This window comes from Arthrobacter sp. SD1074B (genome assembly GCF_056780195.1).
This window is the reverse complement of record NZ_JBRAZT010000001.1, coordinates 1,469,010-1,495,270: the sequence shown is the minus strand read 5'-3', so window position 1 is coordinate 1,495,270 and position 26,261 is coordinate 1,469,010. Positions and strand designations below refer to the sequence as shown.

The 26,261-nt window shown below is 68.1% G+C and carries 22 protein-coding genes; 6 read left to right on the top strand and 16 right to left on the bottom strand.

Features of this window, described 5'->3' with window-relative positions; genetic code table 11:
* Positions 1-16 precede the first annotated feature (16 nt).
* The gene (locus ACUYM2_RS06920; RefSeq protein WP_481599409.1) at positions 17-1,384 is read right to left on the bottom strand and encodes a cation:dicarboxylate symporter family transporter; all 1,368 of its coding nucleotides are present in this window, start codon (positions 1,382-1,384) and stop codon (positions 17-19) included.
* 134 nt (positions 1,385-1,518) lie between these two features.
* Here ACUYM2_RS06920 and ACUYM2_RS06915 point away from each other — a divergent pair, with 134 nt between their 5' ends.
* Complete coding sequence (locus ACUYM2_RS06915; protein WP_481599408.1) at positions 1,519-3,252, top strand: sensor histidine kinase; 1,734 nt, start codon at positions 1,519-1,521, stop codon at positions 3,250-3,252.
* Entirely contained in the window at positions 3,249-3,968 is a 720-nt protein-coding gene (locus ACUYM2_RS06910) for a response regulator (protein WP_481599407.1), read from the top strand. The genes ACUYM2_RS06915 and ACUYM2_RS06910 overlap by 4 nt, the downstream gene beginning before the upstream one ends.
* Positions 3,969-4,074: 106 nt before the next feature.
* On the opposite strand, the gene ACUYM2_RS06905 is transcribed toward ACUYM2_RS06910, so the two are convergent.
* Positions 4,075-5,991 (bottom strand): propionyl-CoA synthetase, encoded by a 1,917-nt coding sequence (locus ACUYM2_RS06905; protein ID WP_481599406.1) that lies wholly within the window; start codon positions 5,989-5,991, stop codon positions 4,075-4,077.
* Between the two features lie 173 nt (positions 5,992-6,164).
* Between ACUYM2_RS06905 and ACUYM2_RS06900 the strand changes: the two genes are divergently transcribed.
* The 4 genes from ACUYM2_RS06900 (at position 6,165) to ACUYM2_RS06885 (ending at position 10,440) form a co-directional block, all read left to right on the top strand.
* Entirely contained in the window at positions 6,165-6,806 is a 642-nt protein-coding gene (locus ACUYM2_RS06900) for a GntR family transcriptional regulator (protein WP_481599405.1), read from the top strand.
* Positions 6,807-6,816: 10 nt separating this feature from the next.
* Entirely contained in the window at positions 6,817-8,337 is a 1,521-nt protein-coding gene (locus ACUYM2_RS06895) for an MmgE/PrpD family protein (RefSeq protein WP_481599404.1), read from the top strand.
* Entirely contained in the window at positions 8,337-9,239 is a 903-nt protein-coding gene (gene prpB / locus ACUYM2_RS06890) for a methylisocitrate lyase (RefSeq protein ID WP_481599403.1), read from the top strand. Before ACUYM2_RS06895 ends, prpB begins: the two co-directional genes overlap by 1 nt.
* Before the next feature lie 61 nt (positions 9,240-9,300).
* Positions 9,301-10,440 carry a bifunctional 2-methylcitrate synthase/citrate synthase gene (locus ACUYM2_RS06885; protein WP_481599402.1) on the top strand — a complete coding sequence of 380 codons (1,140 nt, stop codon included), beginning with the start codon at positions 9,301-9,303 and terminating at the stop codon, positions 10,438-10,440.
* 78 nt (positions 10,441-10,518) lie between these two features.
* On the opposite strand, the gene ACUYM2_RS06880 is transcribed toward ACUYM2_RS06885, so the two are convergent.
* The 14 genes from ACUYM2_RS06880 to ACUYM2_RS06815 form a co-directional block, all read right to left on the bottom strand.
* Positions 10,519-11,415 (bottom strand): hypothetical protein, encoded by an 897-nt coding sequence (locus ACUYM2_RS06880; RefSeq protein ID WP_481599401.1) that lies wholly within the window; start codon positions 11,413-11,415, stop codon positions 10,519-10,521.
* A 159-nt stretch (positions 11,416-11,574) separates the two neighbouring features.
* Positions 11,575-12,063, bottom strand: a complete 489-nt coding sequence (locus ACUYM2_RS06875) for an 8-oxo-dGTP diphosphatase (RefSeq protein WP_481599400.1) — start codon at positions 12,061-12,063, stop codon at positions 11,575-11,577.
* A 35-nt stretch (positions 12,064-12,098) separates the two neighbouring features.
* Complete coding sequence (locus ACUYM2_RS06870) at positions 12,099-12,917, bottom strand: hypothetical protein (protein WP_481599399.1); 819 nt, start codon at positions 12,915-12,917, stop codon at positions 12,099-12,101.
* 2 nt (positions 12,918-12,919) lie between these two features.
* A complete protein-coding gene (locus ACUYM2_RS06865) occupies positions 12,920-13,558 on the bottom strand; it encodes an RNA polymerase sigma factor (protein WP_481599398.1) in 639 nt (212 codons plus the stop codon).
* A gap of 35 nt (positions 13,559-13,593) precedes the next feature.
* Positions 13,594-15,282, bottom strand: coding sequence for an HNH endonuclease signature motif containing protein (locus tag ACUYM2_RS06860; protein WP_481599397.1), 1,689 nt, complete (start codon positions 15,280-15,282; stop codon positions 13,594-13,596).
* A 290-nt stretch (positions 15,283-15,572) separates the two neighbouring features.
* Positions 15,573-16,634, bottom strand: a complete 1,062-nt coding sequence (xerD, locus tag ACUYM2_RS06855) for a site-specific tyrosine recombinase XerD (protein ID WP_481599396.1) — start codon at positions 16,632-16,634, stop codon at positions 15,573-15,575.
* The gene (locus tag ACUYM2_RS06850; protein ID WP_481599395.1) at positions 16,634-17,296 is read right to left on the bottom strand and encodes an NUDIX domain-containing protein; all 663 of its coding nucleotides are present in this window, start codon (positions 17,294-17,296) and stop codon (positions 16,634-16,636) included. The genes xerD and ACUYM2_RS06850 overlap by 1 nt, the downstream gene beginning before the upstream one ends.
* A gap of 27 nt (positions 17,297-17,323) precedes the next feature.
* The gene (locus tag ACUYM2_RS06845) at positions 17,324-19,090 is read right to left on the bottom strand and encodes a CTP synthase (RefSeq protein WP_481599394.1); all 1,767 of its coding nucleotides are present in this window, start codon (positions 19,088-19,090) and stop codon (positions 17,324-17,326) included.
* 72 nt (positions 19,091-19,162) lie between these two features.
* A complete protein-coding gene (gene recN / locus ACUYM2_RS06840) occupies positions 19,163-20,899 on the bottom strand; it encodes a DNA repair protein RecN (protein WP_481599393.1) in 1,737 nt (578 codons plus the stop codon).
* A 3-nt stretch (positions 20,900-20,902) separates the two neighbouring features.
* Entirely contained in the window at positions 20,903-21,940 is a 1,038-nt protein-coding gene (locus ACUYM2_RS06835) for an NAD kinase (RefSeq protein WP_481599392.1), read from the bottom strand.
* Between the two features lie 46 nt (positions 21,941-21,986).
* Positions 21,987-22,793 carry a TlyA family RNA methyltransferase gene (locus ACUYM2_RS06830; RefSeq protein ID WP_481599391.1) on the bottom strand — a complete coding sequence of 269 codons (807 nt, stop codon included), beginning with the start codon at positions 22,791-22,793 and terminating at the stop codon, positions 21,987-21,989.
* Positions 22,790-23,038, bottom strand: coding sequence for a hypothetical protein (locus tag ACUYM2_RS06825; protein ID WP_481599390.1), 249 nt, complete (start codon positions 23,036-23,038; stop codon positions 22,790-22,792). The genes ACUYM2_RS06830 and ACUYM2_RS06825 overlap by 4 nt, the downstream gene beginning before the upstream one ends.
* 10 nt (positions 23,039-23,048) lie before the next feature.
* Complete coding sequence (locus ACUYM2_RS06820) at positions 23,049-24,041, bottom strand: HAD-IIA family hydrolase (RefSeq protein ID WP_481599389.1); 993 nt, start codon at positions 24,039-24,041, stop codon at positions 23,049-23,051.
* Between the two features lie 6 nt (positions 24,042-24,047).
* Positions 24,048-26,075 (bottom strand): tetratricopeptide repeat protein, encoded by a 2,028-nt coding sequence (locus tag ACUYM2_RS06815; RefSeq protein ID WP_481599388.1) that lies wholly within the window; start codon positions 26,073-26,075, stop codon positions 24,048-24,050.
* Between the last annotated feature and the right edge of the window lie 186 nt (positions 26,076-26,261).

Sequence of the window (26,261 nt, the reverse complement as noted above, 5' to 3'; positions counted from 1 at the left end):
GCGTTCGGGGTGGTGCTCAGGCGTTGGCCGGCACCGGTTGGGCGGTCTGGCCGCCCGGTTCAACTGCGGTCTCGTGCACGGTGTGGCCGGCGATCATCGTCTGCTCGTCGAAGGGCTCGGCGCCGGAGAGGACACGCTCAACCTGTCCGCCGTCGATCTCCTTGACCCAGGTACCGATCAGGACCGTCGCCACGGCATTGCCGGTGAAGTTGGTCAGTGCGCGGGCCTCGGACATGAAGCGGTCGATGCCCACGATCATGCCTACGCCGCCGAGCAGTTCCGGACGGTGTGCCTGCAGGCCGGCAGCCAGGGTGGCGAGGCCGGCGCCGGTGACACCGGCAGCGCCCTTGGAGGCGATGATCATGAAGATCAGCAGCGAGATCTGTGCGCCCAGGTCCAGCGGGGTGCCCATTGCGTTGGCAACGAACAGGGAGGCCATGGTCAGGTAGATGGCCGTGCCGTCGAGGTTGAAGGAGTAGCCGGTGGGGACGGTGACGCCGACGACGGGCTTGGACACACCGAGGTGTTCCATCTTCGCGATCAGGCGGGGCAGGGCCGACTCCGAGGACGAGGTGGAGAAGATCAGCAGGTATTCGCGGCCCAGGTACTTCATCAGGCGGAAGATGCTGACGCCGGTGACCACCTTGAGCACACCACCCAGGATCACGACGATGAACACGGCGCAGGTGATGTAAAAAGCGACCATGAGGGTGGCCATGCTGATGATGGCCTGCACCCCGGTGGCACCGACGACGGTGGCGATCGCACCGAATGCACCCACCGGCGCAAGCCACATGATCATGATGAGCAGGCGGAACACGAGGACCTGGCCGTGGCCGACGGCCTTGAGGATCGGGGTCCCCTGCGGGCCCATCTTCTGCAGCGCGAAACCAATGAGGATGGCCGCAAAGAGTGTGGGCAGCACGGGGATGTCACCCGGGATGATGCCTAGCAGGAAGTCGACGGTGCTGTCCGTCGCGGCCTTCTTGTTCGGATCGTAGGGGGCGAGCTTGAGGCCCTCGCCCGGGTGGATCAGGTTGCCGACGACGAGGCCGACGGCCAGGGCAAAGGTCGACATGACGATGAAGTAGCCGAGGGCCAGGCCGCCGACCTTACCGACCGTGGCCGCCTTGGCGATGGAGCCGATGCCCAGCACGATGGTGCAGAAAATGACGGGGGCGATCAACATCTTGATGAGCTTGATGAAACCGTCGCCCAGCGGCTTGAGGGACTTGCCGAACTCGGGGAAGATCAACCCGACCAGGGCCCCGAGAACTACAGCGATAATGACGGCCATGTACAGGTAGTGGGACTTGTCCAGCCCCTTGCGCTTCTTGACCGGCGCAGCGGCCTGTGCCGCTGACTCTCCTCTTTGAGAGGCCATGGTGTTCTCCTTGGATAGGCTGGACTTCGATGCGGCTTGGGGTGCGCATCACGTCCGTTCTGCGTGTTCCTCCATCATTGGGGATGAAGTGATGCGCATCACCGTTGCGTTCATATTGGTCATGGAAGGCGCAGTTGATCCATCACTGGAGCATTGCCCGCAGGCTGTTTGTGGCCCATTTGCTGTTCATGCTGGCCCTGACGGCCATTGTTGGTACGGCCACTTTCGTGGACGCGCGCGACCACGCTTACGAGGAGGCCGGACGGCGGATGGCCGGAATCGCCACGGCGGTTGCGGACAACCCCCTGGTCCTGCAGGCGGCGAGCGCCCCGGATCCGTCCGCGCAGCTTCAGCCCTACGCCCAAAAGGTGATGCGGGATGCCCGGGCGGACTTCATCACCATCATGGCGCCGGACCGGACCCGGTGGACCCATCCCCGCGACGAGGAGCTGGGCAAGCCGTACATCGGTTCCATCGACGCCGCCCTGAAAGGCGAGGTCTTCACCGAGATCATGGCCGGCACCCTCGGCCCGTCGGTGCGCACGATCGCCCCGGTCAAGGACGCGGACGGCAAGGTCCGGGCCCTGGTGGCCGCCGGCGTGACCGTGGGGACGGTGGATGTCGCGTTTTCCGGCCGCCTGCCCGCCCTGCTCGCGATCGCTGTGGCGTTGCTGGCGGCCGGCTCGGTGGCCTCGTGGCTACTGGGGCGCTATCTCCGCCGGGTGACCCGCGGCTGGGGTCCGGAGCAGCTGGCGCAGCTGTTCGCCTACTACGAGTCGGTGCTCCACTCGGTCCGCGAGGGCGTGATCCTCATTGACCCGCGCGGCAAGGTGGTGATATACAACGACCAGGCGGCGGCGCTGATGGGGGTGCCGCCCCGCACGGTCGACGGCGGTTCCTCCGACGGCCGGGCCGGGGAGTCGCCGTCGCTGGCGGAACTGCCGCTGGCGCCCAGCCTGAAGGAGCTTTTTGAATCCGGCCGGACCGCCCAGGACGAGATCCACCTGACGGGCGCACGGGTGCTGGTGGTGAACCAGGGCCCGGCAGTGGGTCCCCGCTCCGCCGCGGGCCGCCAGCGGCTGGCGCCGTCCGGCGCCCCGGTCTACGGCACCGTGGCCACCATCCGGGACCGCACCGAGATCGAGTCGCTCGGCAGTGAGCTCGAAACCATGCGGACGCTCTCCGACGCTCTCCGCGCGCAGACCCATGAGCACGCCAACCGGCTGCACACGATGGTGTCCTTGATGGAGCTGGGCCGGAGCGCCGAGGCGCTGGACTTCGCCACCAGGGACCTGGAGCTGAGCCAGCGGCTGACGGACGACCTGGTCAGCTCGCTTGAGGAGCCGGTGCTCGGCGCCCTGGTCATGGGTAAGGCGGCCGAAGCGCACGAACGCGGCGTCGAACTCATCCTCTCCGCGGGCGGCTCCGCGGGCGTGACCGGGCTGGCCGTCCAGGATCTCGTCACTATCCTGGGGAACCTGCTGGACAACGCGATCGACGCCGCGGCCGACGCCCCGCCGCCACGGCTGGTGGAGCTCTCCGTTGCGGCAGAGGGCGGAGCCCTGGTGATCTCGGTGGAAGACAGCGGCCCGGGCATCGATCCGGACGCGGTGGAGGACGTGTTCCGGCACGGCTTCAGCACCAAGGCGGCGGGGCGCTTCGGGCGCGGGCTCGGGCTGGCGCTGGTCCGCCAGGCAGTGCAGCGCCTGGGCGGTAGCATGACAATCACCAGCCCGGCCGGGGCACTGTTCCGGGTCATCCTGCCGGCGGTTCCGGCTGCAGCGACAGGCACGCCGGCAGGGACCGCCGAAGGCTCCAAGGAAGACTCCCCGGTGGAAGCAGCCCGGACAGCAGAGGAACAGCAATGAGCGACATCCGCGTACTCGTCGTCGAGGACGAGCCCATCGCGGCCGCGGCCCACGCCGCGTACATCGGCCGGCTGGACGGCTTCACCCTGGCCGGGTCCGCCCCGGACGGGCAGTCCGCCTTGCGCCTGATGACGGAGCTGGCAGCCGCCGGCCAGCCCGTGGAACTGGTGTTGCTGGATATGAACCTGCCGGACCTACACGGGCTGGACATCGCCCGCCGGATGCGGGCCGCCGGCCTTTTTGCCGACATCATCGCGATCACGGCCGTGCGCGAACTGACCATTGTCCGCAGCGCCGTGGCAACCGGCGTCGTGCAGTACCTGATCAAACCGTTCACCTATGCGACGTTTGCGGACAAATTGCGCAGCTACCGGCTGTTCCGTGAGCAGCTGGCCTCCCCCGGTCCGGGCGGCGCCGGGACCGGCGCGTCGCAGAGCGATGTGGACCAGGCCTTTGCAAGCCTGCGGGCACCCTCCGAGCTGCCGCTGCCCAAGGGCCTGTCCGCCTCCACCCTGGACTCGGTGCAGGACTTCATGAAGCTGCAAACCGGGGCGGTGTCGGCCAGCGAGGTGATGGAGGCGCTGGGCATGTCCCGGGTCACCGCGCGCCGCTACCTGGAGTACCTCGCCGACGCCGGCACGGTCACCCGGACCGCCCGCTACGGCGCGCCGGGCCGGCCGGAAAACGAATACCGCTGGGGCAGGCCGGGGTCCTAGCTGTACACCGGGCCAGGCCTCTCCCCCGCGGCGTCACCTCATCGAGTTGGCACTTCGCGGCAATGATTCCGCGGAACATTGCCGCGACGTGTCACCCCGGCGCGGATCAGGACGACGTTGACGGGCCGGTGCCCACGGCGCCGGGGCGGAGCACACCCACCAGCTGGTCGATCACCCCGGCGTCCTCGATCGTGGACGGCACCACGTAATCGTCGCCGTCCGCGATCTGGCGCATGGTCTTGCGCAGGATCTTGCCGGACCGGGTCTTCGGCAGAGCCTCCACGACCGTCACGTGCTTGAAGTCCGCCACCGCGCCGATGTCGCGCCGGACCAGGGCGATCAGGTCCTTGACCAGGATCTCCTCCGGCACGTCCACCCCGGACTTGAGGACCACGTAGCCGCTGGGGCGCTGGCCCTTCAACGGATCCGCGAGTCCGATCACAGCGCATTCGGCGACGGCCGGGTGCTGGCCGATCACCTGCTCCATGGCGCCGGTGGAGAGCCGGTGGCCGGCCACGTTGATGATGTCGTCGGTGCGGCCCATCACGAAGAGGTAGCCGTCCTCGTCCCGGTAGCCGGAGTCGCCGGTGGCGTAGCTGCCCTCGAAGGCCTGCAGGTAGGAGGAGATGTAGCGTTCGTCGTTGCGCCAGAGGGTGGCCAGGGTGCCCGGTGGCAGCGGCAGGTCCAGGACAATGTTGCCCTCCGTGCCGGGCTCCACCTCGTCGCCCGCGCCGTCGAGGATCCGCAGTCTGAAGCCGGGCATCGGCACACTCGGCGAGCCGGCCTTGATCGGCAGCGCGTCCAGGCCGCGCGGGTTGGCGCAGATGGCCCAGCCGGTCTCGGTCTGCCACCAGTGGTCCACCACCGGGACGCCCAGGATCCGGGAGGCCCAGTGGAAGGTGTCCGTGTCCAGCCGTTCGCCCGCGGCAAAGAGCGTGCGGAGGCTGGAAATGTCGTACCGTTCGAGCAGCTTCGCCTCGGGGTCGGCCTTCCGGATGGCCCGCAGCGCCGTCGGTGCAGTGAACAGCACGTTGACCTTGTGGTCCTGGACGACCCGCCAGAAGGCGCCCGCGTCCGGGGTGCCCACCGGCTTGCCCTCATAGATCACGGTAGTGGCGCCGGCCAGCAGCGGGCCGTACACGATGTAGGAGTGGCCCACCACCCAGCCGACGTCGGATGCGGTCCACATGACGTCGCCGGGGCCGACGTCGTAGATGTTTTCCAGCGTCCAGCGCAGGGCGACGGCGTGGCCGCCGTTGTCCCGCACCACGCCCTTGGGCGCCCCGGTGGTACCCGAGGTGTAGAGGATGTACAGCGGGTCCGTGGCCTTGACGTCGACCGGGGCGGCCGGTTCGGCGGACGCCATCGCCGTGTCCCAGTCCAGCCAGCCGTGGTCGGCCGCCGATGCCGTGAAGCCGTCCCGCGCCTTAACCAGGACGGGTGTCTCCTGGGCGCCGGCCAGCTCCAGCGCCTCGGCGACGGCGGGCAGGTACTCGATCCGGCGGGAGGGTTCGATTCCGCCGGATGCGGTAACCACCGCTGCGGGGGCAGCGTCCCGGATGCGGGCGGCGAGTTCCTTGGGCGCGAAGCCGCCGAACACCACCGAATGGATGGCGCCGAGCCGGGCGGTGGCCAGCATGGCGATGGCGGCCTCCGGGATCATCGGCATGTAGATCACCACACGGTCGCCCTTGCCCACGCCGTTGCTGCGCAGCACCCCGGCGAAGTGGGAGACAAGGTTGGTGAGCTCGGCATAGCTGAAGCGCTGCTGCGTGCCCAGCATGGCGGAGTCGTAGATCAGGGCGTCCTGGTCGCCGCGGCCTGCCGCCACGTGGCGGTCCAAGGCGTTGTAGCAGGTGTTCAGCACACCCTCGGGAAACCAGCCGTACAGCGGTGCCCGGCTGGAGTCGAGGGCCCGGCCGGGTGGCGTGCTCCAGGCCACCTTTTCCGCCGCCTCGAGCCAGAAGTCCTCCGGCTGCTCAACGCTGCGCTGGTAGCTGTCCCGGTAGGTTTTGGTGACCATGAAGTAATCCCGTCCACGACGTTGTGATGCAGCTCATGGTAGTCCGCGGCGGGTCCCACCACAAGGGCTCTGTATACAGAGGAACCTAAGGGAAGCCCCTTTTTGCCGAATTTGCTAGCCCAAGTGCAGTCCTGTGTATACACTGATGACGTCAGCAGAGGAGGGAGAGCAGCATGCGCGCCAGCGACAAGGCCTACGCGGCCCTGCGTGAGGACATCATCGAATGGCGCCTGCTGCCCGGTACGGTGCTCGCGGAGGTCGAACAGTCCGAGCGCCTGGGCATCTCGCGCACCCCGCTCCGGGAGGCGCTCAGCCGACTCACCGCTGAGGGGCTGACGACGACGGCCGGCGGCCGCGGCGTCGTCGTCACCGACATCTCGCTCGAGGACATCGACGAGCTCTTCGAACTGCGCGAAACCCTGGAAGGCAGGGCCGCGGCGTTGGCCGCCGAACGAGGCGACGCCGGGACGTTCGAGCAGCTGCGGCATGAACTCCTGCGCGCGCCCGAGCTGATCAACGGCGCCGACCCCGCACGGCATGACTACTACAGCCTGGTTGGCCGGCTGGACTCGGCCATTGACGCCGCGATCTCCAACTCCTACCTGGCCCAGGCCATGCGCAGCCTGCGCGTGCATCTGGTTCGGGTGCGCCGGCTCGCGGCCGACGACGCCGAGCGCCTCACCGCGGCCGCTGCCGAGCACGCCGCCATCGCCGAGGCGATCGCCGCCGGCAACCCGCGGCTGGCCGAGGCCGCCACCACGCTGCATCTGCACCGAAGTCTTTCCCACGTCAAAGCAACCCACGTACCTCACTAAAAGGAGCAACATGGTCAAGGAACACCACGTCCGCGTTTACAAGAGCGAAGAAAACCTGGCCCGCGAGGACCAGCTTGCCTACAAGATCGCCAAGGTCGCCGCGGATCCGGTCGCGGTCTCAGACGAGGTCACCGACATGGTGATCAACCGTGTCATCGACAACGCATCAGTGGCCATCGCCTCGCTGAACCGTGCCCCCATCGTCGCGGCCCGCGCGCAGGCGCTCACCCACGGCCCCAGCACCGGCGGCAAGGGCTCGAAGGTCTTCGGCATCGAGGAACGCGTCGCACCGGAGTGGGCTGCCTGGGCCAACGGCGTCGCCGTCCGCGAACTCGACTACCACGACACCTTCCTCGCCGCGGACTACTCCCACCCGGGCGACAACATCCCGCCGATCCTCGCCGTCGCCCAGCACGTCGGTTCCAGCGGCAAGGACCTGATCCGCGGCATCGCGACCGGCTACGAGATCCAGGTCAACCTGGTCAAGGCCATCTGCCTGCACAAGCACAAGATCGACCACGTGGCCCACCTGGGCCCATCCGCCGCCGCCGGCATCGGCACACTGCTGGGCCTCGACGTCGAGACCATCTTCCAGTCCGTCGGCCAGGCGCTGCACACCACCACCGCCACCCGCCAGTCCCGCAAGGGCGAGATCTCCACCTGGAAGGCCCACGCCCCCGCCTTCGCGGGCAAGATGGCCGTCGAATCCGCAGACCGGGCCATGCGCGGCCAGACCTCCCCGGTGCCGATCTACGAAGGTGAAGACGGCGTCATCGCCTGGATGCTCGACGGCCCCGACGCCGACTACACGGTGCCGCTGCCCGAGGACGGCGAAGCCAAACGCGCCATCCTGGACACCTATACCAAGGAACACTCCGCCGAGTACCAGGCCCAGGCGTGGATCGACCTGGCCCGCAAGCTGCACGGCGAGCACCCGGAGGTCACCGACCCGGCCAACGTCGAATCCGTACTGATCAAGACCAGCCACCACACGCACTACGTGATCGGCTCCGGCGCCAACGACCCGCAGAAGTACAGCCCCACGGCGAGCCGGGAAACCCTGGACCATTCCATCCCGTACATCTTCACCGTGGCTCTGCAGGACGGGGCCTGGCACCACGTCGATTCCTACGCTCCGGAACGTGCCGGCCGGCCCGACACGGTGGAACTCTGGCACAAGGTGACCACCGTCGAGGACCCGGAATGGACCCGCCGCTACCACTCGCTGGACATCGCGGAGAAGGCGTTCGGCGGCTCGGTGGAAATCACGCTCAAGAACGGCACCGTCATCACCGACCAGATCGCCGTCGCCGACGCGCACCCCCTGGGCGCCCGACCGTTCGCCCGCGAGCAGTACGTGAACAAGTTCCGCACCCTCGCCGCCGGCCTCGTGGCCGAGGACGAGATCGAGCGCTTCCTCGCCGCCGCCGCGCGGCTTCCCGAGCTGGCTGCCGGCGAGCTGGACCAGCTGAACATCAAGGCAGCCGACGGCGTGATCGACCTGGCGGCCGCACCGAAGGGACTCTTCTAATGCTGTATTCGAAGACCACGCCGGAGCAGAAGCGGATCCGGTTCCGGGAACTGCTTGCCTCCGGCACCATCGCGCAGTTCCCCGGTGCGTTCAATCCGCTCTCCGCCCGGCTGATCGAGGAAAAGGGATTCGCCGGGGTCTACATCTCCGGCGCCGTCCTCGCGAACGACCTCGGCCTGCCGGATATCGGGTTGACCACGCTCACCGAGGTGGCCACCCGGGCCGGGCAGATCGCCCGGATGACGGACCTGCCCTCGATCGTCGACGCCGACACCGGCTTCGGCGAGCCGATGAACGTGGCGCGCACCGTGCAGGAACTCGAGAACGCCGGCCTGGCCGGCTTGCACATCGAGGACCAGTTCAACCCAAAGCGCTGCGGCCACCTCGACGGCAAGAACGTCGTGGACCTGGAGACCGCCACCAAGCGGATCCGGGCCGCGGCCGACGCACGCCGGGACCCCAACTTCCTGATCATGGCCCGGACCGACATCCGGGCCACGGATGGCCTCGAGGCGGCACAGCAGCGCGCCAAGGCCCTCGTGGAAGCGGGCGCAGACGCGATTTTCCCGGAAGCCATGAAGGACCTCAGCGAATTCCAGGCCATCCGCGACGCCGTCGACGTGCCGATCCTCGCGAACATGACCGAGTTCGGCAAGAGCGCGCTGTTCACGGTGGACGAGCTGGCCGGCGTCGGGGTCAACATGATCATCTACCCGGTGACGCTGCTCCGTAGTGCCATGGGCGCTGCTGAGCGTACTCTGGAATCGATCAAATCCGACGGCACCCAGGAGGCCCAGGTTTCGAGCATGCTGACCCGTGCGCGTCTCTACGACCTCGTCGACTACGAGGCCTACAACCGCTTTGACACCGGGGTCTTCAACTTCCAGATCCTCGGTATCTGACACCCCACCGGACTGCCGGCCCCGGCCGGTCAACAGGCGTTAGGAACAAAGGAGTTTCAGCATGGCTGAAAATGAGATCAAAAAGGGCCTTGCCGGCGTCGTGGTGGACTACACCGCGGTGTCCAAGGTCAACCCGGACACCAATTCCCTGCTGTACCGCGGCTACCCCGTCCAGGAGCTGGCCGCCAAGTGCAGTTTCGAGGAAGTGGCCTACCTGCTCTGGAACGGTGAGCTGCCGACGCCGGAGCAACTGGCGGAGCTAACCGCCGCCGAGCGCGCGGGACGTACCCTGGATCCGGTGGTCAAGCAGGTCATCGACGCACTGCCCGTGACCTCGCACCCGATGGATGTCTGCCGGACGGCGGCTTCAGTAATGGGTGCCCGGCACCCGCTCGCCGAGGACTCCTCGCGCGAGGCCAACATGGCCAAGGCCCTGGACCTGTTCGCGGCGATGCCGGCGGTGGTGGCCTACGACCAGCGCCGCCGCCATGGGCAGGAGCTCGTGGATCCGCGGGAGGACCTGGGCTATTCGGCAAACTTCCTCTGGATGGCCTTCGGCGAGGAGCAGGTTCCGGAAGTCGTCGAGGCCTTCAACGTCTCGATGATCCTGTACGCGGAGCACTCCTTCAACGCCTCGACCTTCACGGCCCGCGTGATCACCTCGACGCTCTCGGACCTGCACTCGGCCGTGACCGGGGCGATCGGAGCGCTGAAGGGACCGCTGCACGGCGGTGCGAACGAGGCCGTGATGCACACCTTTGACGAGATCGGCATCCGGCAGGAGGAGTCGCTCGAGGAGGCGGCGGTGCGGGCGAAGGCTTGGATGGAAGACGCCCTGGCGCAGAAGAAAAAGGTCATGGGCTTCGGCCACCGTGTGTACAAGCACGGCGACTCCCGGGTTCCGACCATGAAGGCCGCCCTGGACAAGATGATTGCGCACTACGGCCGTCCGGAACTGCTGGGGCTCTACAACGGACTCGAGGCGGCCATGGACGAGGCGAAGGCCATCAAGCCGAACCTCGACTACCCGGCCGGACCCACGTACCACCTGATGGGCTTCGACACCCCCACCTTCACTCCCCTGTTCGTGGCCAGCCGGATCACCGGCTGGACCGCGCACATCATGGAGCAGCTGGCCTCGAACTCGCTGATCCGCCCGCTGAGCGAATACAACGGCGTTGAGGAACGGCACGTGCCGTAAGCCTTTCGCGGCGACAAAAAGCGCGGGCCGGCCACCTTTTCGAAGGTGGCCGGCCCGCGCTTTTTGTTGTTCTCGTTGCTAGCCTTCGTCGATCTTCAGCGAGGTGATCATGCGCTTCGCCTTCAAGTACTCCGGGGTCTGCATGTAGGCCCGGGCCGCGTCCATCGAGGGGAACGTCTTGGCACCCTTGTGGCCCGGGGCTGACTCCGTGCTCCCCGCGGTGATCTGGAACGCGTCCGCGAAGGAGAACAGCGGCGATTCCTCCGGCCCGGTTACGACGTTGTAGAACATGCATGTCATGTTGTTTGGCACGGCCGGGGAGTCCGTCAGCCCGAACGACGCCGTCACTTTGTCTGATTCCTGGAGCGCCCGGAAGGCGAATCTTGGCGTGACGGAGCCCTTGGCGGGCCGGTGCGGAAGATTGACTTCGACTGAATCGAGCACGGTGTAGGGAACGGGGCCTTGGCACGCGCCGCCAATGCCGCCCGAAGGACCGAAGGACAGGGTCGCGATTACCACACCGGTTTCGTCCGCCACATCGACGAGGATCCCCTCGAAGTCTGTGCTTACCGGGGCCTTTTGAGTGGCTTGCCAATCGGCCGGATAGTCGAAACTGATTTTCGAATTGGAAGTGGTGAAGGTTCTCCAGGCGCCGGCGGATGGAGCCGCGGTGGAGGTTGCGGCCGACGCCGACGCGGACGGGCCTGCCGCTTCAGATGTCGCATCGGTGGGCGACGGCGTCGTCGCCAGGGAAGCGGACTCGGTTGGCGCCACCACAGCAGCTGTCGAGGCTGCAACCGGTACGGGGTCTGCGGACCGGAAGTTGCCGGCCACGGCAATACCCCCGGCGACGGCCGCCAGGGCGACTATAACGACGGCAGCCGCCAGCGGCCAGCGCCGGCGTGCGCCGGGTCCGGCCGGCGGCTCCTCGTCGTGCAGCGCCACGCCGTTCAGGTCGTGATTGTTTGAGTCCATGCCGTTCCCCCAAGTTGGTCCGTCTGCCGCTTGCTGGTGAGCTACAGCAGTGCCCCGATCACCGCTGGGCACTGCTCGAAGCTTAGGCTACCGGGCGCAAGCCGGCATCGACCGCAGCTCGGGTTCGAGTCGCCGACTTATTCGGGCGGGGGCGCGGACTCAGCCCTGGGTGGAGGGATAGCGGATCGACGCCACCGTCTCGTTGTCCTCATTGAGGACAACAACGACGTCGATCGTCTCGCCTGCCAGCGCCGGCGGAAGCCAGTGCTCAGCGTCCTGCCACATACGATGCAGCGGGAGCGCTTCGACGCTGAACCACTCGGGCGTGATTTCCCGGCTCTCAGCGGCTTCGCCGCGCCATTGCCGGGCGGTAAAGAGGCGGCAGGACATGTTCCATTCGGGCCGGGCGGGAAAGATGAATTCGACGACGCCGGCGTGGTCCAGGTCCTCCCGGTCCACCTCCAGGCCGACTTCTTCCCACACCTCGCGAACGACGGCTTCCGCGTCGGTTTCCCCCGGCTCCACGTGACCGCCAATGCCGACAATCTTCCCGATGCCGAAGCCGGTCCGCTTCAGGCCCAGCAGCACCTCGGTGCTGCCGGGGCGGTCGCGGAGCAGGAAGCAGAGAGTGACCGGCGTAAGCTGCATGTGCTCCAGCCTATAGCCGGCACCGGACGCTCCGGCTACTTGGCTGCCGGTCCGTCGCCGACCAGCTTGGGCCGGAGTTTGGCCGGGATGCCTTTGGCGGCGAGTTCTTTGTCCATGGCTTGCTGGGGCGTAAGTCCCTGGTTGTTCGTTGCTTGGAACTCCCAGTTGAAGACGCTGGACCAGGCTTGCCGGTAGTCGCAGAGGAAACGCCCGTTCTGCAGTTTCGCGATGTTGTACCAGGCGTTGCCGCCGTCGAGGTGGAGAGCCTTAGCCCCCTCATCGGAGGTGGAGTATGCGAGCCAGCCGTCGGCGCAGCCCAGCACCGTGTAATAGCGCTGCTCGGCGGCGGGGATGGACTTGATTTCCCGGACCTGGTCGTTGCGCTGCTGGTCCACGTTGGCCATGGTGCAGGCGACGCCACCGGTGGTCAAGGCCCCGGCTGCGGTCCCGGACTGGGAGGGGGTGGCACTTGGAGTTGCGGGCGTCGCAGCAGTGGAGGGACTGGAGGGGGTTGGTAACGCCGGCGAGGCGCTGGCGGAGACTGTCGGAACCGCGCTGCCCGACTGCGCAGGTCCGGGCGAGGGCGGCGGCATCAGGTTGCCGCCGACAACCACTGCAGCGGCAACAGCGGCGACCGCCAGGACCGTCGCGGCTGCTGTCCGAGCGGCACTGCGCCGTGGAGCGTGACTTGGAGTGCGTCCAGGAGCACGTCGTGCCGGCGTGCGCTCCGCCAGGTGGACGACGTTCGGATCCGTGGACGAGACGATCGAGCCGGCGGAGTGGCTTTCGGTGGCTGCACCTGGCGCTCCGACCCGTGGCTTGGCATTCTTCATGAGCTGTTCGATGCGGTCCATGGCTAGTCCTTCCGTTCGTTCATGAGATGGGAGGGTGCGGCTTTCGCGAATGCCCGACGCGCCCGGTGCAGGCGGACCGCGGCGGCTGACGTGGAACATCCGAGCACCTGTGCCAGTTCAGCGGTGGGGAGTTCATCCCAGTAGCTGAGCATAAGCACCTCGCGGTCCCGCTCCCTGAGCTGGACCAGGACATCCGCCACTGCCGACCGCTCTTCAGTGTCCGGACCGGGGAGTTGGCTGCGGGCCTCGTCCTGGAGCCGCTCGAGAAGTTCTTGTCGGCGCCGTCGGCCTTTGTACTCATTGCCAAGCACATTCCGGGCCGTCGCTAACAGCCAGCCGATGCCCGGCGGTTCCGAGAGCTGCTTTTCCCACGCAATCCTGAAGACGTCAGCGGCCAGCTCTTCGGCGCGGTGCCGGTCGGCTATCCGATAGGCAATATAGCGGTAGACCTGCGCGGAGTGCTGAGTGTGCAGGTCAATAAACGCTTGTTCTTTAGCCGCCAACATAGTGCTCCCCCGGACATCGGATGACTTCTTTCTGATCTTCTTCCTGAAGACTAAGTGTCCCGTGAAGGGTCTTTTCTTACCCGGACCGACAAGGAAACCTCCCGGATGCGGGGACGCTTGGGCCATCGAAACCATTGGGGCATGAACCGGCAGGACTCCCAGTACGCCGGTCAGGCGTATTCATGGCGGAGCGGATCCGGGAACGGAGCCGGGGGCGTGTCCGACCGGGTGTGGTCGTCCGGGTCTTGGTCTGTTGGTTCGTCCAGGGCGGTGAAGTGGTACCAGTCCGGGAAGGGGTCCGGGGGCAGGTCCGGGTCGGGGTTGCCGCCGGGGTCCCGGGGGTGGGGGTGGTCCGGGCCGGTCCTGGTCGAGGTGGTGCCCGGGGGCGGGTTGGTGTCGGTGAAGGGGAGGCCGTTGGGCCAGTGGGGTGGTTCCCAGTCCTGTTGTTCGCTGGCGTAGTGCCGGCCGGTAGGTGATGTCCAGCCGGGTGGGCCGGTGGTGGTGGCCGGGGTGGGGGTCCAGGCGGTGGTGTGTTTGAGGTAGTGGTGTTTGTGGCAGGGCTGGCCCAGGTTGCTGATCCCGGTGGTGCCGCCGTCGGCCCAGGCCAGGAGGTGGTCCGCGTCGTTGTCCAGTGACGGGTTGTTACAGCCCGGGAACGGGCATTTCCCGTCCCGCAGCCGCAGCCATTGCCGCATTGCTTTGGGGAGCCGGTAGCTGGTCCGGCCGATCTCCAGCGGGGCCCCGTCGCGCGGGTCGGTCAGGACCCGGTAGAACGACCCGGCCCCCTCGGCGACCAGCCGCCGGGCCATCGAGGGCGGGATCGGCCCGTACCCGTCCAGCATCGCCGGCTCTTCACTCACACCCAGCAACGACAGCACCGGGACGGTGACCAGGACCTGCGCCCGCGGAACCGGCACACCCCCGGACAAGCCAACGCCGGTAGCGTCGCCGCTGGCGTCGTCGCGGGTGCCTTGGCGGCTGGTGTTGGTGGCGGTGGCGGGGAGGTTGTTGGTCAGGAGCAGGGTCGCGGCGATGTCGGCGCGGAGCTGGGTGAGGGTCCGGGTCTCGGCCGGGCCCTGCAGCGCCCGGGCCGCCGTGGTGGTCCGTTCCCAGATCCCGGCCGCGGTGTCCGCGGGCAGGTACGCGCGCAGCCAGGCCATACCGTCCCGGTCCGGGACAAACTCCACCCGCCGGTCCGTCGCGCACTTGACGTGGCGTGTTTCGATGCTGACCGGGTGGTGGCGTTCGCGCCAGGTGCGCGCTTTCGCCCGGAACCGGCCCGGCACGAGTTCCCCGGCCGGGCAGCCGCGGGCCGGGGCCGGTGCGTCCGGGTCCAGGAAATGCGCTTCCAGCGCCGCCGCGCCGGCCGCATCCAGGTTCGCGACCTCATCGACCATGACCCGGGCGTGCTGCCACGACAGCCCACCTGCACCCAGCGCGGCGAGGGTCAGCGGGAGTACCTCCGTCAGGGCCAGGGCATCGCAGATCAACGCCCCGGCGGCGCGTTCACTGACCGTCAACACACACGCGATTTCCGCGACCGTTGACATCTCCTGCACCGCAGCGTCCCGCAGGTTCGCCGCCGGCCCCGCCAGGGCCTGGGAGGAGCGCACGTATCCGGCGGTCAGCAAAGCCTTCAACGCCGCGAGCCGGGACTCACACCGGGCCACCTCCGCCAACCCGTCCAGGCACGCATCCGCCACCTCACGCAACGGATCAACACCGCGGAGCCCGCCCAGACCAGCCGAATCACCGCCCGTCCCGATGCCCTCCAACAGGGCAGCCAACACGGCAGAAGACGCCGCGACAGCCGCCGCCGCCGCACCAATCTCCGCACTCAAAGCCACCCCGCTGCTCATACCCAAACCCTAAAGGCGGGCACCGACAATATAGGTGAGATAGTCGCACTTGACATGGTTACATGGCCGGTCGGAGCAGTGGTGGCGGTCGGAGCACCGGACACGGCAACGCCAGCTGCCGCCCCGCCATCCGCCTTCCACGCCGCAACGCTTTCATACCCATATGGCATCACCAACCACCGACAATCTTGGTGTCGCCAGGTTGATGAGGCCGCGATGGGGTTCCACGCTCCGGCAGTCCAGCGCCGCCAGCCCAGCTGCCTCAGTCCAGCGCCGCCACCCCAGCTACCTCAGCCCAGTGCCCTCGGATGAGCGGCGGCGTAGATTTCACGCAGGGTGTCGGCGGTGACCAGGGTGTACACCTGCGTGGTGGTCACAGAAGCGTGCCCCAACAGTTCCTGCACCACGCGCACATCCGCACCGCCCTCCAGCAGGTGCGTGGCGAAGGAGTGCCGCAGGGTGTGGGGCGACACATCCTTGGTGATGTTGGCCTTCTCGGCGGCGGCCTTGAGGATAGTCCAAGCGCTTTGCCGGCTGATCCGGCCGCCGCGGGCGTTCAGGAAGAGCGCAGGAGTTCCTTTGCCTTTGGCCGCCAGCAGCGGCCGGCCGCGGACCAGGTAGGCGTCCAGGGCGCGGGCCCCGTAGGACCCCAGCGGTACCAGCCGTTCCTTGGAGCCCTTGCCGAAGAGCCGAACGATCGCCGGGCCGTCGGCGCCTGGCCCGGCGGCCCCTGGCTCGTCGCCGCCGGGTTCATCGTCACCCTGCAATGAGATGTCGTCGACGTCGAGGCCCACGGCTTCGCTGATGCGCGCCCCGGTGGAGTAGAGGAACTCGAGCAGGGCACGGTCGCGGAGCCCGGTGGCGGTATCCGTTCCGGCTGCTTCCAGGATGCGGGTCACCTCGTCAACGCTGATCGCTTTGGGTAGCCGCTTTCCGGGCATCGGCGGGTGCACATCGCTGGCGGGGTCGGTGGGCGTTATGCCTTCCAACGCCCAGAATTTGTGCAGTCCGCGGACCGCCACCACGGTCCGGGCTGCCGAGCGCACGCCCAGGGCGGAACCGCCGTCGGACCCGTCCGAGAGGGCCTGAACGAAGCCGGTCACGTCGCGCCGGGTGATCTCCTCCGGCCGCCGGCGCCCGGCGTTGGCGAGGTGCCGCGCGTAGCGGGCGAGGTCGCGCCGGTACGCGGAGAGAGTGTTGGCGGCCAGTCCGCGCTCCACCCCCATGTGCTGCAGATAGTCGGTGATGGCCCGGTCGACGGCGGTCAGCGGGCGGGCGGGCACGGCCTCGGCGGGAGGTTCGACGGCGGAAGGTTCGACGGCGGGTGGCTCGGCCGCCAGCAGTCCGGTCATCAGCGCTGGCTGGGGTGCGCCGGCCACGGGGCATTGGCCGGACGGAGTCCTTGGAACCCGTCCCCGCGGGCCGCGGCGGCGGCGAGGATCCCGACGACGGCGGAGGGGTTGTGCAGGCGCCCCTCCAGCACCGCCGCGACAGCCGCGTCGAGCGGGATCCAGTGCAGCTCGATTTCCGCTTCCTCGTCGGTGCGGACGTGCAGTTCGTGGCCGGGCACGTCGCTCAGGTCCCGGGCCAGATAAATGCGGATGGCCTCGCTGGAGGACCCGGGCGAGTTGAAGAAGTCGGCCAGCACGTTCCACGTGCCCGCCACGAGGTCCGCTTCTTCTGCGAGCTCCCGGGCCGCGCCGGCCACGAAGTCCTCGCCCTCGACGTCGAGCAGTCCGGCCGGGATTTCCCAGAGGGCCATCCCGACCGGGTGGCGGTACTGCTTGATCAGCAGGATCTCGCCGTCCTCGTTCATCGGCAGCACGGCCACTGCCCCGGGGTGGTCGATATAGTCGCGGACCAGGGGCTCGCCGTCGTCGCTCAGTTGAAAACTGTCGCTGACCACGTCCCAGATCCGGCCTTCGTAGACCTTCTCGGAAGACAAAAGACGGCGCGGGCTCGGCTCATCCGAAACCTGCCGTGCAGCATTGGGGGTCTCAGACTTACCGGGCATCGCGCCGTCCTTTGATTCAGTTGGGAGTTACTTTGACTCTGCCGGAGTCGACTTGGCAGCAACAGCCTTGCCCGTAGCCGCGGCCGGCTGGCCGGAGCCGTGCTGGTGATCCAAGGCGGCCTTGACCAGGCCCGCGAACAGCGGGTGCGGGCGGGTGGGCCGTGAGCTGAGCTCCGGGTGCGCCTGCGTGGCCACATAGTACGGGTGGACTTCACGGGGAAGCTCGACGTATTCGACCAGCTTGCCGTCCGGCGAGGTACCGGAGAACACCAGGCCCTGGGCTGCGATCTGCTCGCGGTACTTGTTGTTGACCTCGTAGCGGTGCCGGTGCCGTTCGCTGACCGTGGTGGTGCCGTAGGTCTCGGCGACGACCGACCCCTCGTCCAGCTTCGCCTCGTACAGGCCCAGGCGCATGGTGCCGCCCAGGTCGCCCTTGCCGTCAACGATGTCGAGCTGTTCTTCCATCGTGGCGATGACCGGGTACTTGGAGTCCGGTTCGAACTCGGACGAGGACGCGCCCTCGAGGCCGACCACGTTCCGGGCATACTCGATCACCATGCACTGCAGGCCCAGGCAGAGGCCCAGGACCGGAAGCTTGGATTCGCGGGCGTACTTCAGGGCGCCGAGCTTGCCCTCGAGGCCGCGGATACCGAAGCCACCGGGGACGCAGATCGCGTCCACGCCGGCCAGGGCCTTAACGGCACCCTCGTGGGTTTCACATTCGTCCGAGGGGACCCAGCGGATCTTGACCTTGGTGTCGTTGGCGAAGCCGCCGGCACGCAGTGCCTCGGTCACGGAAAGGTAGGCGTCCGGCAGGTCGATGTACTTGCCGACGAGGGCGATCTCAACCTCGTGCTTGGGGTTGTGGACGGCTTCGAGGAGCTTGTCCCAGCTGGTCCAGTCGACGTCCTTGAACGGCAGGTCCAGGGCGCGGACGATGTAGGAGTCCAGTCCCTGGGAATGCAGCGTCTTGGGGATGTCGTAGATGCTCGGTGCGTCGGGGCAGCCGATCACGGCGTCGATGTCGACGTCGCACATCCGGCCGATCTTGTCGCGCATGGCCTGCGGCACTTCGCGGTCCGAGCGGATCACGATCGCCTCGGGCTGGATGCCGATGGAGCGCAACGCGGCGACTGAGTGCTGCGTCGGCTTGGTCTTGAGCTCCTGGGAAGGCCCGATGTACGGCACCAGCGACACGTGCAGGAAGAACACGTTGTTCCGGCCGACGTCCTGGCGGACCTGGCGGGCGGATTCGAGGAACGGCTGGGACTCGATGTCGCCGACGGTGCCGCCGATTTCGGTGATGATGACGTCGGGGGCGTTTTTGCCCTCGGCGGGAAGCCGCATGCGCCGCTTGATCTCATCCGTGATGTGCGGGATGACCTGGACGGTGTCACCGAGGTACTCGCCGCGGCGCTCCTTGGCGATGACCGTGGAGTAGACCTGGCCGGTCGTGACGTTGGCCGAACCCTCGAGGTTTTCATCGAGGAAGCGCTCGTAGTGGCCGACGTCGAGGTCCGTCTCGGCGCCGTCGTCGGTCACGAAGACTTCGCCGTGCTGGAAGGGGTTCATCGTGCCCGGATCCACGTTCAGATAGGGATCGAGCTTTTGCATAGTTACAGACAGGCCGCGTGCCCGCAGGAGGTGACCGAGGCTCGAAGCCGTCAGTCCCTTACCGAGCGAGGACGCCACACCACCGGTTACGAAGATGTGTTTGGTCGTCTTGGACGAGCCCGGGAACCGGGAATTTACACGGGAATTTGATCGCTGCACCACGGAATTTGAGCCTATCATCTATTCGGTCTCTCTAGGATCGGTAAAACGCCGCTGTGATGGTCATCCCAGTGCCCTGCGCCGGAAGGCCGTTCAAGCCTGCGGCAGCAGCTTGGCGTCGTCCAACAGCTCCTGGGCGTGTGCCCGTGCGGATTCGGAGTCTTCCTGCCCGGCCAGCATGCGGGCCAGCTCGCGGACCCGTTCCGCCTCGTCGAGCAGCTGGACGTCGCTGGAAGTGAAGCCGGTCGCCGTCGCGCCGTCGGAACCACGCACCGAGGTCTTGGTGACGCGGATGTGCTGGTCGGCGAAGGCCGCCACCTGCGGCAGGTGCGTGACCACGAGGACCTGGACGTGCCGGGCGAGCATGGCCAGCCGGCGGCCGATCTCGACGGCGGCACGGCCGCCGACACCGGCGTCGACCTCGTCGAAGACGAACGTCGGCACCGGGTCGACGGCGGCCAGCACCACTTCTATGGCGAGCATCACACGGGAGAGTTCACCGCCGGAGGCACCCTTGCCCAGCGGCCGGGCCGGCGCTCCGGAGTGGGGTTGCAGCAGGAAGGAAATCTCGTCGGTGCCGAACGGGCCCAACTGCTCGCCGGGGTCCACGTTGATGACCAGGGTCGCGTCCGCCATCGCCAGCGCGGTCAGCTCGGCGCTGACCCGGGCGGAAAGGTCCTTGGCGGCCTTCTTCCGCGTCTTGCTGATGGCCGCGGCCTGCTTGCGAAGGTCCGTCTCGGCGCGGGCTACCTCGGCCTCCAGCGCCTCGATCCGGGTGGAGTCGTCCTGGAGTTCCTCGTAGCGTCCCCGGGCCTGGTCCGCCCAGACCAGCACCTCGTCGATGCTGGGCGCGTATTTGCGCACGAGCTTGGCCAGCGCGGCGCGACGGTCCTCAATCTCTGCCAACCGTTCCGGGCCCTCGGTGTCGAGGGAGGCCTGGTAGCTGGCCAGATCGCCGGCAATGTCGTTCAGCAGGAAGCCGACTTCGGCCAGCCGGGCGGCGGCGGAACCCAGTTCGCCGTCGTGTTCGGCGACGTGCTCCAGGGTGCGCTTTGCGGCGTCCACCAGTGTGGTGGCGTCGGCGTCCTCGCCGAAGTCCTCGGAGATGAGGGCCTGATGCGCGGTGCTGGCGGCGATCCGGAGCTCTTCGACGTTGGCGAGCTTGACGGCCTCAGCCTTGAGTGATTCGTCCTCGCCCGGCTGCGGGTCGACGGCGTCAATCTCGGCGAGGGCGGCTTCGAGGGATTCCGCCTCGCGCAGCCGTTCGCGGGCGGCGCTGCGGAGTTCGTCCAGTTCGGTCTGGCTGGCCTTCCAGTGCCCGTGCAGTTCCTGATAGGCGGCCAGCGAACCGGCGAGGCCCTCCCCCGCGAACTTGTCCAGGGCTTCGCGCTGGGCGACGGGGCTCTTGAGCCGGATCTGGTCCGACTGTCCGTGGACCACCACCAACGTCCCGCCGATCTCGGCAAGGACTCCGACCGGCGCGGCGCGTCCGCCGAGGTAGGCGCGGCTGCGTCCGTCGGAACCGACGCTGCGGGCGAGGAGCAGTTCGGCGCCGCCGTCGAACTCCTCCACCTCCGCGCCGGCCTCGCGGGCACGGGTCACCGCGGCGTGCCCGGAATCGAGCTTCAGCACGGCTTCCGCGGAGGCGCTTTTCGCGCCGCTGCGGACGGCACCGGCGTCGGACCGTGCGCCCAGCAGCAGCCCGACGGCGGTGACCACCATCGTCTTGCCGGCGCCGGTCTCGCCGGTCACCACGCTCAGGCCGGGGCCCAGCGGCAGCGTCGCGTCGGTAATGACGCCAAGGTCGCGGATTCTCAGTTCTTCAAGCATGGGTCACTTCGCAGTCGAGGGATCAGTTGGCGCACCCGGGCCCGCGCCCGGATCCGCATGGCGGGGTGCGGGCAGCGGCGGCATAGGTCGCGGGGTGCGCACCACCGGCAGGGGCCCGGTGTGGATGGCGTCGGTCTGCGGAACGGGTCCGCGCCAGCCCTGGATGGGGAGTTCAAATTTGCGGACCAGGCGGCCGGAGAACGGGGTCTGGTGGGTACGCGCCAGTCGGACCGGGGTGGCCGAGCGGGTGACTTCCACGCGGGCACCGGGCGGCAGGTCCACCGAGCGACGGCCGTCGCACCACAACACGCCCTGGGCGTCGGTGCGATTCAGGATTTCGACGGCCAGCCGGGACCGCGGCGAGACCACGAGCGGCTTGGCGAAGAGGGCGTGGGCGCTGATCGGCACGATCAGCAGCGCCTCGACCTCCGGCCACACCACGGGCCCGCCGGCGGAAAACGCGTAGGCGGTGGAGCCGGTGGGAGTGGCGAGAACGACGCCGTCGCAGCCGAAAGACGTGAGCGGGCGTTCGTCGACCTCGGTGACCACCTCAAGCATCCGTTCCCGATTGCCCTTTTCAATTGCGGCCTCGTTCAGCGCCCAGGTGTGCCAGATCTTCTGCCCGCGGACCCACACCTGCACGTCGATGGTCATCCGCTCCTCCACCGTGTACTGGCGGCTGGCGATCCACTCCACGGTCTGGGCAAGGTCCGCCCGTTCGCTCTCGGCGAGGAAGCCGACGTGGCCGAGGTTGACGCCGAGCAGCGGCACGTCCACCTCGCGCACCAGCTCCGCAGCGCGCAGGATGGTGCCGTCGCCGCCGAGCACCATGACGAGTTCAACGTCCGGCAGTTTGACGTGGTCGTGCAGGACTTCGACGGGCTGATCCAGCCGGCCAAAGAACCTGACCATGTCGCTGAGCTCGGATTTCTGCATCACGGCGACAAGGCCGGAGTCGTGCAGCTGGGCGCACGCTTCCCAGGCGGCCTTGAGGGACTCCTCGCGGCCGGTGTGGGCAAGGATGAGGACACGCCTGCTCATCGGTTTCCACCTTCTAGTGCTTCTCGTGCTGCTTGTGCTTTCAGGGCTACGACCAGATCGTTCCGAGTAACGCAGCAACGGCTGCGTCCCGCTCCTCGATCTTAGGCAGGTCTGTCCGGATCCCGCGTTTTATCCACAGGAAGTACTCCACGTTTCCGTCCTGGCCGGGCAGCGGGCTCTGCGCCAGGCCCGCCAGGTCCAGGCCTGCGTCCATCGCGGCGGACGCTACCTTGGCGACGGCCAGGCGGCGTTCCCGCTCGGAGGTGACCACGCCGGTGCGGCCCAGCCGGTCCTTGCCGATCTCGAATTGCGGCTTGACCATCAGGACCAGGTCCCCGCCCGGCTCGGTGCATGCCGCCAGCGAAGCCACCACGAGGGTCAGCGAGATAAAGGACAGGTCCGCCACGGTCACCGCCGCAGGGCCGCCGATCAGGTCAGGGGTCATGTACCGGACGTTGAGCCCTTCGTGGACCGAGACCCGCGCGTCGTTGCGGATTTGCGGTACCAGCTGGTCATGCCCGACGTCGACAGCTACGACATGCGCGGCGCCGCGCCGCAACAGCACCTCGGTGAAGCCGCCGGTGGAGGCTCCGGCGTCGAGGCAGCGTTTGCCGGCCACGCCGACGGCGGGAAAGGCGTCCAGGGCGCCGGCCAGTTTGTGGGCGGCGCGGCTGACGTAGTCGTCCTCGGCCCCGGCGGCGACGTCCAGGGCCATGCTGTCCTGGACCTGCACCGAGGCCTTGGCCAGCACCTCACCTCCGGAACTGACTTTGCCTTCGCCGATCAGGCGCGCGGCATGTGTGCGTGACCTCGCCAGCCCGCGGCTGACCAGGGCCTGGTCAAGCCTGGTCATCGTGGCGGGTCCCCCGCAGGTTGCCCGGCCACGTCCTCGTTGAGGGCCGCCACCAGCCCGTCGTGCAGGCCGGCATAGACCTCGCCGTGGTGCGCGACCGGCAGCTCCGGCAACGTGCCGAGCTGTGCCAGCAGCGCGTCAACGGCAGGGTCTCCAACGGGGGTTTCCGCCGGGGGCTCGGGCCAGTCAACCCGCGCGGCGTCGCTGTCCGGGCGGGCGTCAAGGGAAGCGTTTGGCTCGGTCATGCTTCCCAGTCTAGTGATCCAACCATTCAAGGCCGGGTGCCTGGGCGCGGGAGGCCTCCGGGTTCGCGGCCCACCACGCGGCGCAGGCTGCCCGCCAGGCGTCGAGGTCCGCGGGGTCTCCGCTCACGCGCACTGTCGAGCCGTCCACGATGGCGGAGGCGGCACCGCAGCGGTAGCGTCCCCCGCCGTCGTGCTCCACCGCGGGGTATGGGCGGTAGAGGTCGGTGAGGTCATTGATCAGGAAAGTGGGCCGTTCCAAGGTACGCGCGGCGAGGATGGATTCGCGGGTGTCGACGCCGGTCAGCACGGCCACGGTGGCGAAGCCGGCGTTGTTGCCGCCGAGGATGTCGGTATCCAGCCGGTCGCCGACCACCAGCGGGCGGTCGGCGGCCAGCCGCTTGGCGGCGGCGTGGAACAGGGGAGCTTCCGGTTTGCCCGCGACCTGCGGCTGCCGGCCCGTTGCGGCCGCGACGGCGGCGACAAGGGTGCCGTTGCCGGGCGCCATGCCGCGGGCCTGCGGAATGGACATGTCCGTGTTCGTGGCCACCCATAGGGCGCCGGCGGCGACGACGTAGGACGCCTCCGCGAGGTCCTTCCAGCCCAGTTCGGGGTGGAATCCCTGCACGACGGCGACGGGGTCCTCGGCTTCACTGCGGACCGGCACCAGCCCGGCGAGTTCGATTTCGCGGGCCAGGGCGTCACCGCCAGTGATCAGGACCCGGGCACCGGCAGGCAGCAACGAGGCAAGCAGCTCACCGGCGGCCTGTGAGGAGCTCACCACCTGCTGGTCTTCGGCGGGGGCGCCGAGGTCACGAAGGTGCTGCGCCACCTCGGCCGGCGTGCGTGAGGCGTTGTTGGTCACGTAGCCCAGTCCGACGCCGATGCCGGCGAGCCGGCGGAGGGACTCCACCGCGCCGGGAATGGCGTGCGGACCGGCGTAGACGACACCGTCCAAATCGGACAGGAGCGCGTCGAACCGGGAAATCAGCTCAGCTTCGGCCATGAGCGACTAGTCCTCAGCGCGTTCCGGACGGTGGGACTCATCGGCGTGGGCGTCCCCGGCTTCGAGATCGTCGGCTTCCACCCCGTCGCTTTCCAACTCGTCGGCTTCCACGGAGTCCTCGTCGGACTCGGCGTCGTCGGATTCAAAGAAGTCCGGCTCTTCGTCGTCGGTGCCGGCTTCCAGATCGTGAGCCGAAGACTGCGCAGCGGCGGCTTCCGGCAGGCCGGCTACGGCTTCGGCGCCGGCGGCTCGGGGCGCGGACTCGCCGGACGCTGCGGCCGCCTGCTGCTCGGACTGCTGCTGCAGGACCCGGCGGCGCTGCGCTTCCTCGCGGGCTTCTTCTTCCTCGTCCCAGCCGAGGTCGATGATGTCCGGTTCCTCGTCGATGCCCAGGCCCAGTGCCTTCTCGGCGACGACGGCCTGCCGCTGCCATTTTCCGGCTTCGGCTTCGCGGCCGGCTGCGGTCAGGGCATCTGCGTAGGCGCGGAAGAGCCGCGGGCTGTAGGAGAAGGCACGGTTGATGTCCAGCTGCGCGATTTCCAGTTCGGAGACCGCGGCGTCGAACTGTCCCAGGTCGGTGCGGGCGCCTGCCGCGACGATCGCCAGTTCCACCTTGCCCGGAGCATCGAGGTCCTTGGCTTCTTCGGAGCGGGCCATGTCCAGAGCGCGGTCCGGGCGTCCGAGGCCACGCTCGCAGTCGGCCATCATCGGCAGATGCATGTTGGATCCGCTGATCCGGCGGTAGGTGCGGAATTCACGCAGCGCCTCGCCGTAGTGACCTGCCGCGTACGCGGTCAGGCCAACGGCTTCGCGGACCGCTGCGAGGCGGCCGCCGCGGCGGCTGGCCGCCAGCGCATGCTGGAAAGCGAGTTCCGGCTCTTCATCGAGGAGGCGGCCGGCCATGACAAGGTGGCGCGCCACCCATTCCGCGCTGTTGTCCTCGAGCGTCTTGATCTGGTGCTGCGTGGCGCGGTCGAGTTCCTTGCCGGTGACGTCCTCGTCGATCTGCGGTGAACGCTCGCGGTCCGGGCGGTTGGCGCTGCGCAAATCCCTGGCGTTCGGTTCGCGCACGGGACGGTCTTCGGCGCGGTCGCGGCCAAAGGTGCGGGCGCCCGAGTCGCTGCGGTCAAAGCTGCGGGCCGGACGATCGTCCCGGTTGCCGAACGGCTTGCGGTCACGATCGCCACCGAAGCTACGACGCTCCCCACCCTCACGCGACGGACGGTCACCAAACGGCTTACGATCCCGATCCCCACCACCGGCGAACGGCTTGCGGTCACGATCGCCACCGAAGCTACGACGCTCCCCACCCTCACGCGACGGACGGTCACCAAACGGCTTACGATCCCGATCCCCACCACCGGCGAACGGCTTGCGGTCACGATCGCCACCGAAGCTACGACGCTCCCCACCCTCACGCGACGGACGGTCACCAAACGGCTTACGATCCCGATCCCCACCACCGCTGAACGGCTTGCGGTCACGATCGCCACCACCGCTGAACGGCTTACGGTCACGATCGCCGCCGAAGCTACGACGCTCCCCGCCCTCACGCGACGGACGGTCACCAAACGGCTTACGATCCCGATCCCCACCACCGGCGAACGGCTTGCGGTCACGATCGCCACCACCGCTGAACGGCTTACGGTCACGATCGCCGCCGAAGCTACGACGCTCCCCGCCCTCACGTGACGGACGGTCACCAAACGGCTTACGATCCCGATCCCCACCACCGGCGAACGGCTTGCGGTCACGATCGCCACCACCGCTGAACGGCTTACGGTCACGATCGCCACCACCGGCGAACGGCTTACGGTCACGATCCCCACCACCAGCGAACGGCTTACGATCCCGATCAGCGCCCTCACGTGACGGACGATCACCAAACGGCTTGCGATCATCCCTGGCCCGGAACCCACGAGGGTCTCCCCCGGAGTTATTCGTGCCGCGGAAACCGCCGCCGCCGGAATTACGTCCCCCGCCGAAGTTGCCGCGGTCGTTGCCGCCGCGGTTGCCGTCATTGTGCTCAGCCATGGTGGATTCCTCCTGTTATGAGCTGACCACTGGCGCAATCGCAGCCGCTCTGTTTCCGTGTTTCGTTCCCTACGCAACCCGAAATCAAGCGCTTCGAAGTCCGTACATCTCAATCAATTCTAGGCGAGACGCCCCCGCCCGGCTAACGGCGGGGACGCTGCCGGCGGCCGCGGTGGCGAGTCTCAC

Coding starts and splice junctions, on each gene's coding strand:
- ACUYM2_RS06895 (WP_481599404.1), top strand. CDS start 6,817: ATGGTCAAGGAACACCACGTCCGCGTTTACAAGAGCGAAGAAAACCTG.
- ACUYM2_RS06830 (WP_481599391.1), bottom strand. CDS start 22,793: ATGACCAGGCTTGACCAGGCCCTGGTCAGCCGCGGGCTGGCGAGGTCA.
- ACUYM2_RS06860 (WP_481599397.1), bottom strand. CDS start 15,282: ATGAGCAGCGGGGTGGCTTTGAGTGCGGAGATTGGTGCGGCGGCGGCG.
- ACUYM2_RS06880 (WP_481599401.1), bottom strand. CDS start 11,415: ATGGACTCAAACAATCACGACCTGAACGGCGTGGCGCTGCACGACGAG.
- recN (WP_481599393.1), bottom strand. CDS start 20,899: ATGCTTGAAGAACTGAGAATCCGCGACCTTGGCGTCATTACCGACGCG.
- ACUYM2_RS06885 (WP_481599402.1), top strand. CDS start 9,301: ATGGCTGAAAATGAGATCAAAAAGGGCCTTGCCGGCGTCGTGGTGGAC.
- ACUYM2_RS06850 (WP_481599395.1), bottom strand. CDS start 17,296: ATGCCCGGTAAGTCTGAGACCCCCAATGCTGCACGGCAGGTTTCGGAT.
- xerD (WP_481599396.1), bottom strand. CDS start 16,634: ATGACCGGACTGCTGGCGGCCGAGCCACCCGCCGTCGAACCTTCCGCC.
- ACUYM2_RS06825 (WP_481599390.1), bottom strand. CDS start 23,038: ATGACCGAGCCAAACGCTTCCCTTGACGCCCGCCCGGACAGCGACGCC.
- ACUYM2_RS06920 (WP_481599409.1), bottom strand. CDS start 1,384: ATGGCCTCTCAAAGAGGAGAGTCAGCGGCACAGGCCGCTGCGCCGGTC.
- ACUYM2_RS06870 (WP_481599399.1), bottom strand. CDS start 12,917: ATGGACCGCATCGAACAGCTCATGAAGAATGCCAAGCCACGGGTCGGA.
- ACUYM2_RS06905 (WP_481599406.1), bottom strand. CDS start 5,991: ATGGTCACCAAAACCTACCGGGACAGCTACCAGCGCAGCGTTGAGCAG.
- ACUYM2_RS06900 (WP_481599405.1), top strand. CDS start 6,165: ATGCGCGCCAGCGACAAGGCCTACGCGGCCCTGCGTGAGGACATCATC.
- ACUYM2_RS06815 (WP_481599388.1), bottom strand. CDS start 26,075: ATGGCTGAGCACAATGACGGCAACCGCGGCGGCAACGACCGCGGCAAC.
- ACUYM2_RS06865 (WP_481599398.1), bottom strand. CDS start 13,558: ATGGTTTCGATGGCCCAAGCGTCCCCGCATCCGGGAGGTTTCCTTGTC.
- ACUYM2_RS06845 (WP_481599394.1), bottom strand. CDS start 19,090: ATGATAGGCTCAAATTCCGTGGTGCAGCGATCAAATTCCCGTGTAAAT.
- ACUYM2_RS06910 (WP_481599407.1), top strand. CDS start 3,249: ATGAGCGACATCCGCGTACTCGTCGTCGAGGACGAGCCCATCGCGGCC.
- ACUYM2_RS06875 (WP_481599400.1), bottom strand. CDS start 12,063: ATGCAGCTTACGCCGGTCACTCTCTGCTTCCTGCTCCGCGACCGCCCC.
- ACUYM2_RS06820 (WP_481599389.1), bottom strand. CDS start 24,041: ATGGCCGAAGCTGAGCTGATTTCCCGGTTCGACGCGCTCCTGTCCGAT.
- ACUYM2_RS06835 (WP_481599392.1), bottom strand. CDS start 21,940: ATGAGCAGGCGTGTCCTCATCCTTGCCCACACCGGCCGCGAGGAGTCC.
- prpB (WP_481599403.1), top strand. CDS start 8,337: ATGCTGTATTCGAAGACCACGCCGGAGCAGAAGCGGATCCGGTTCCGG.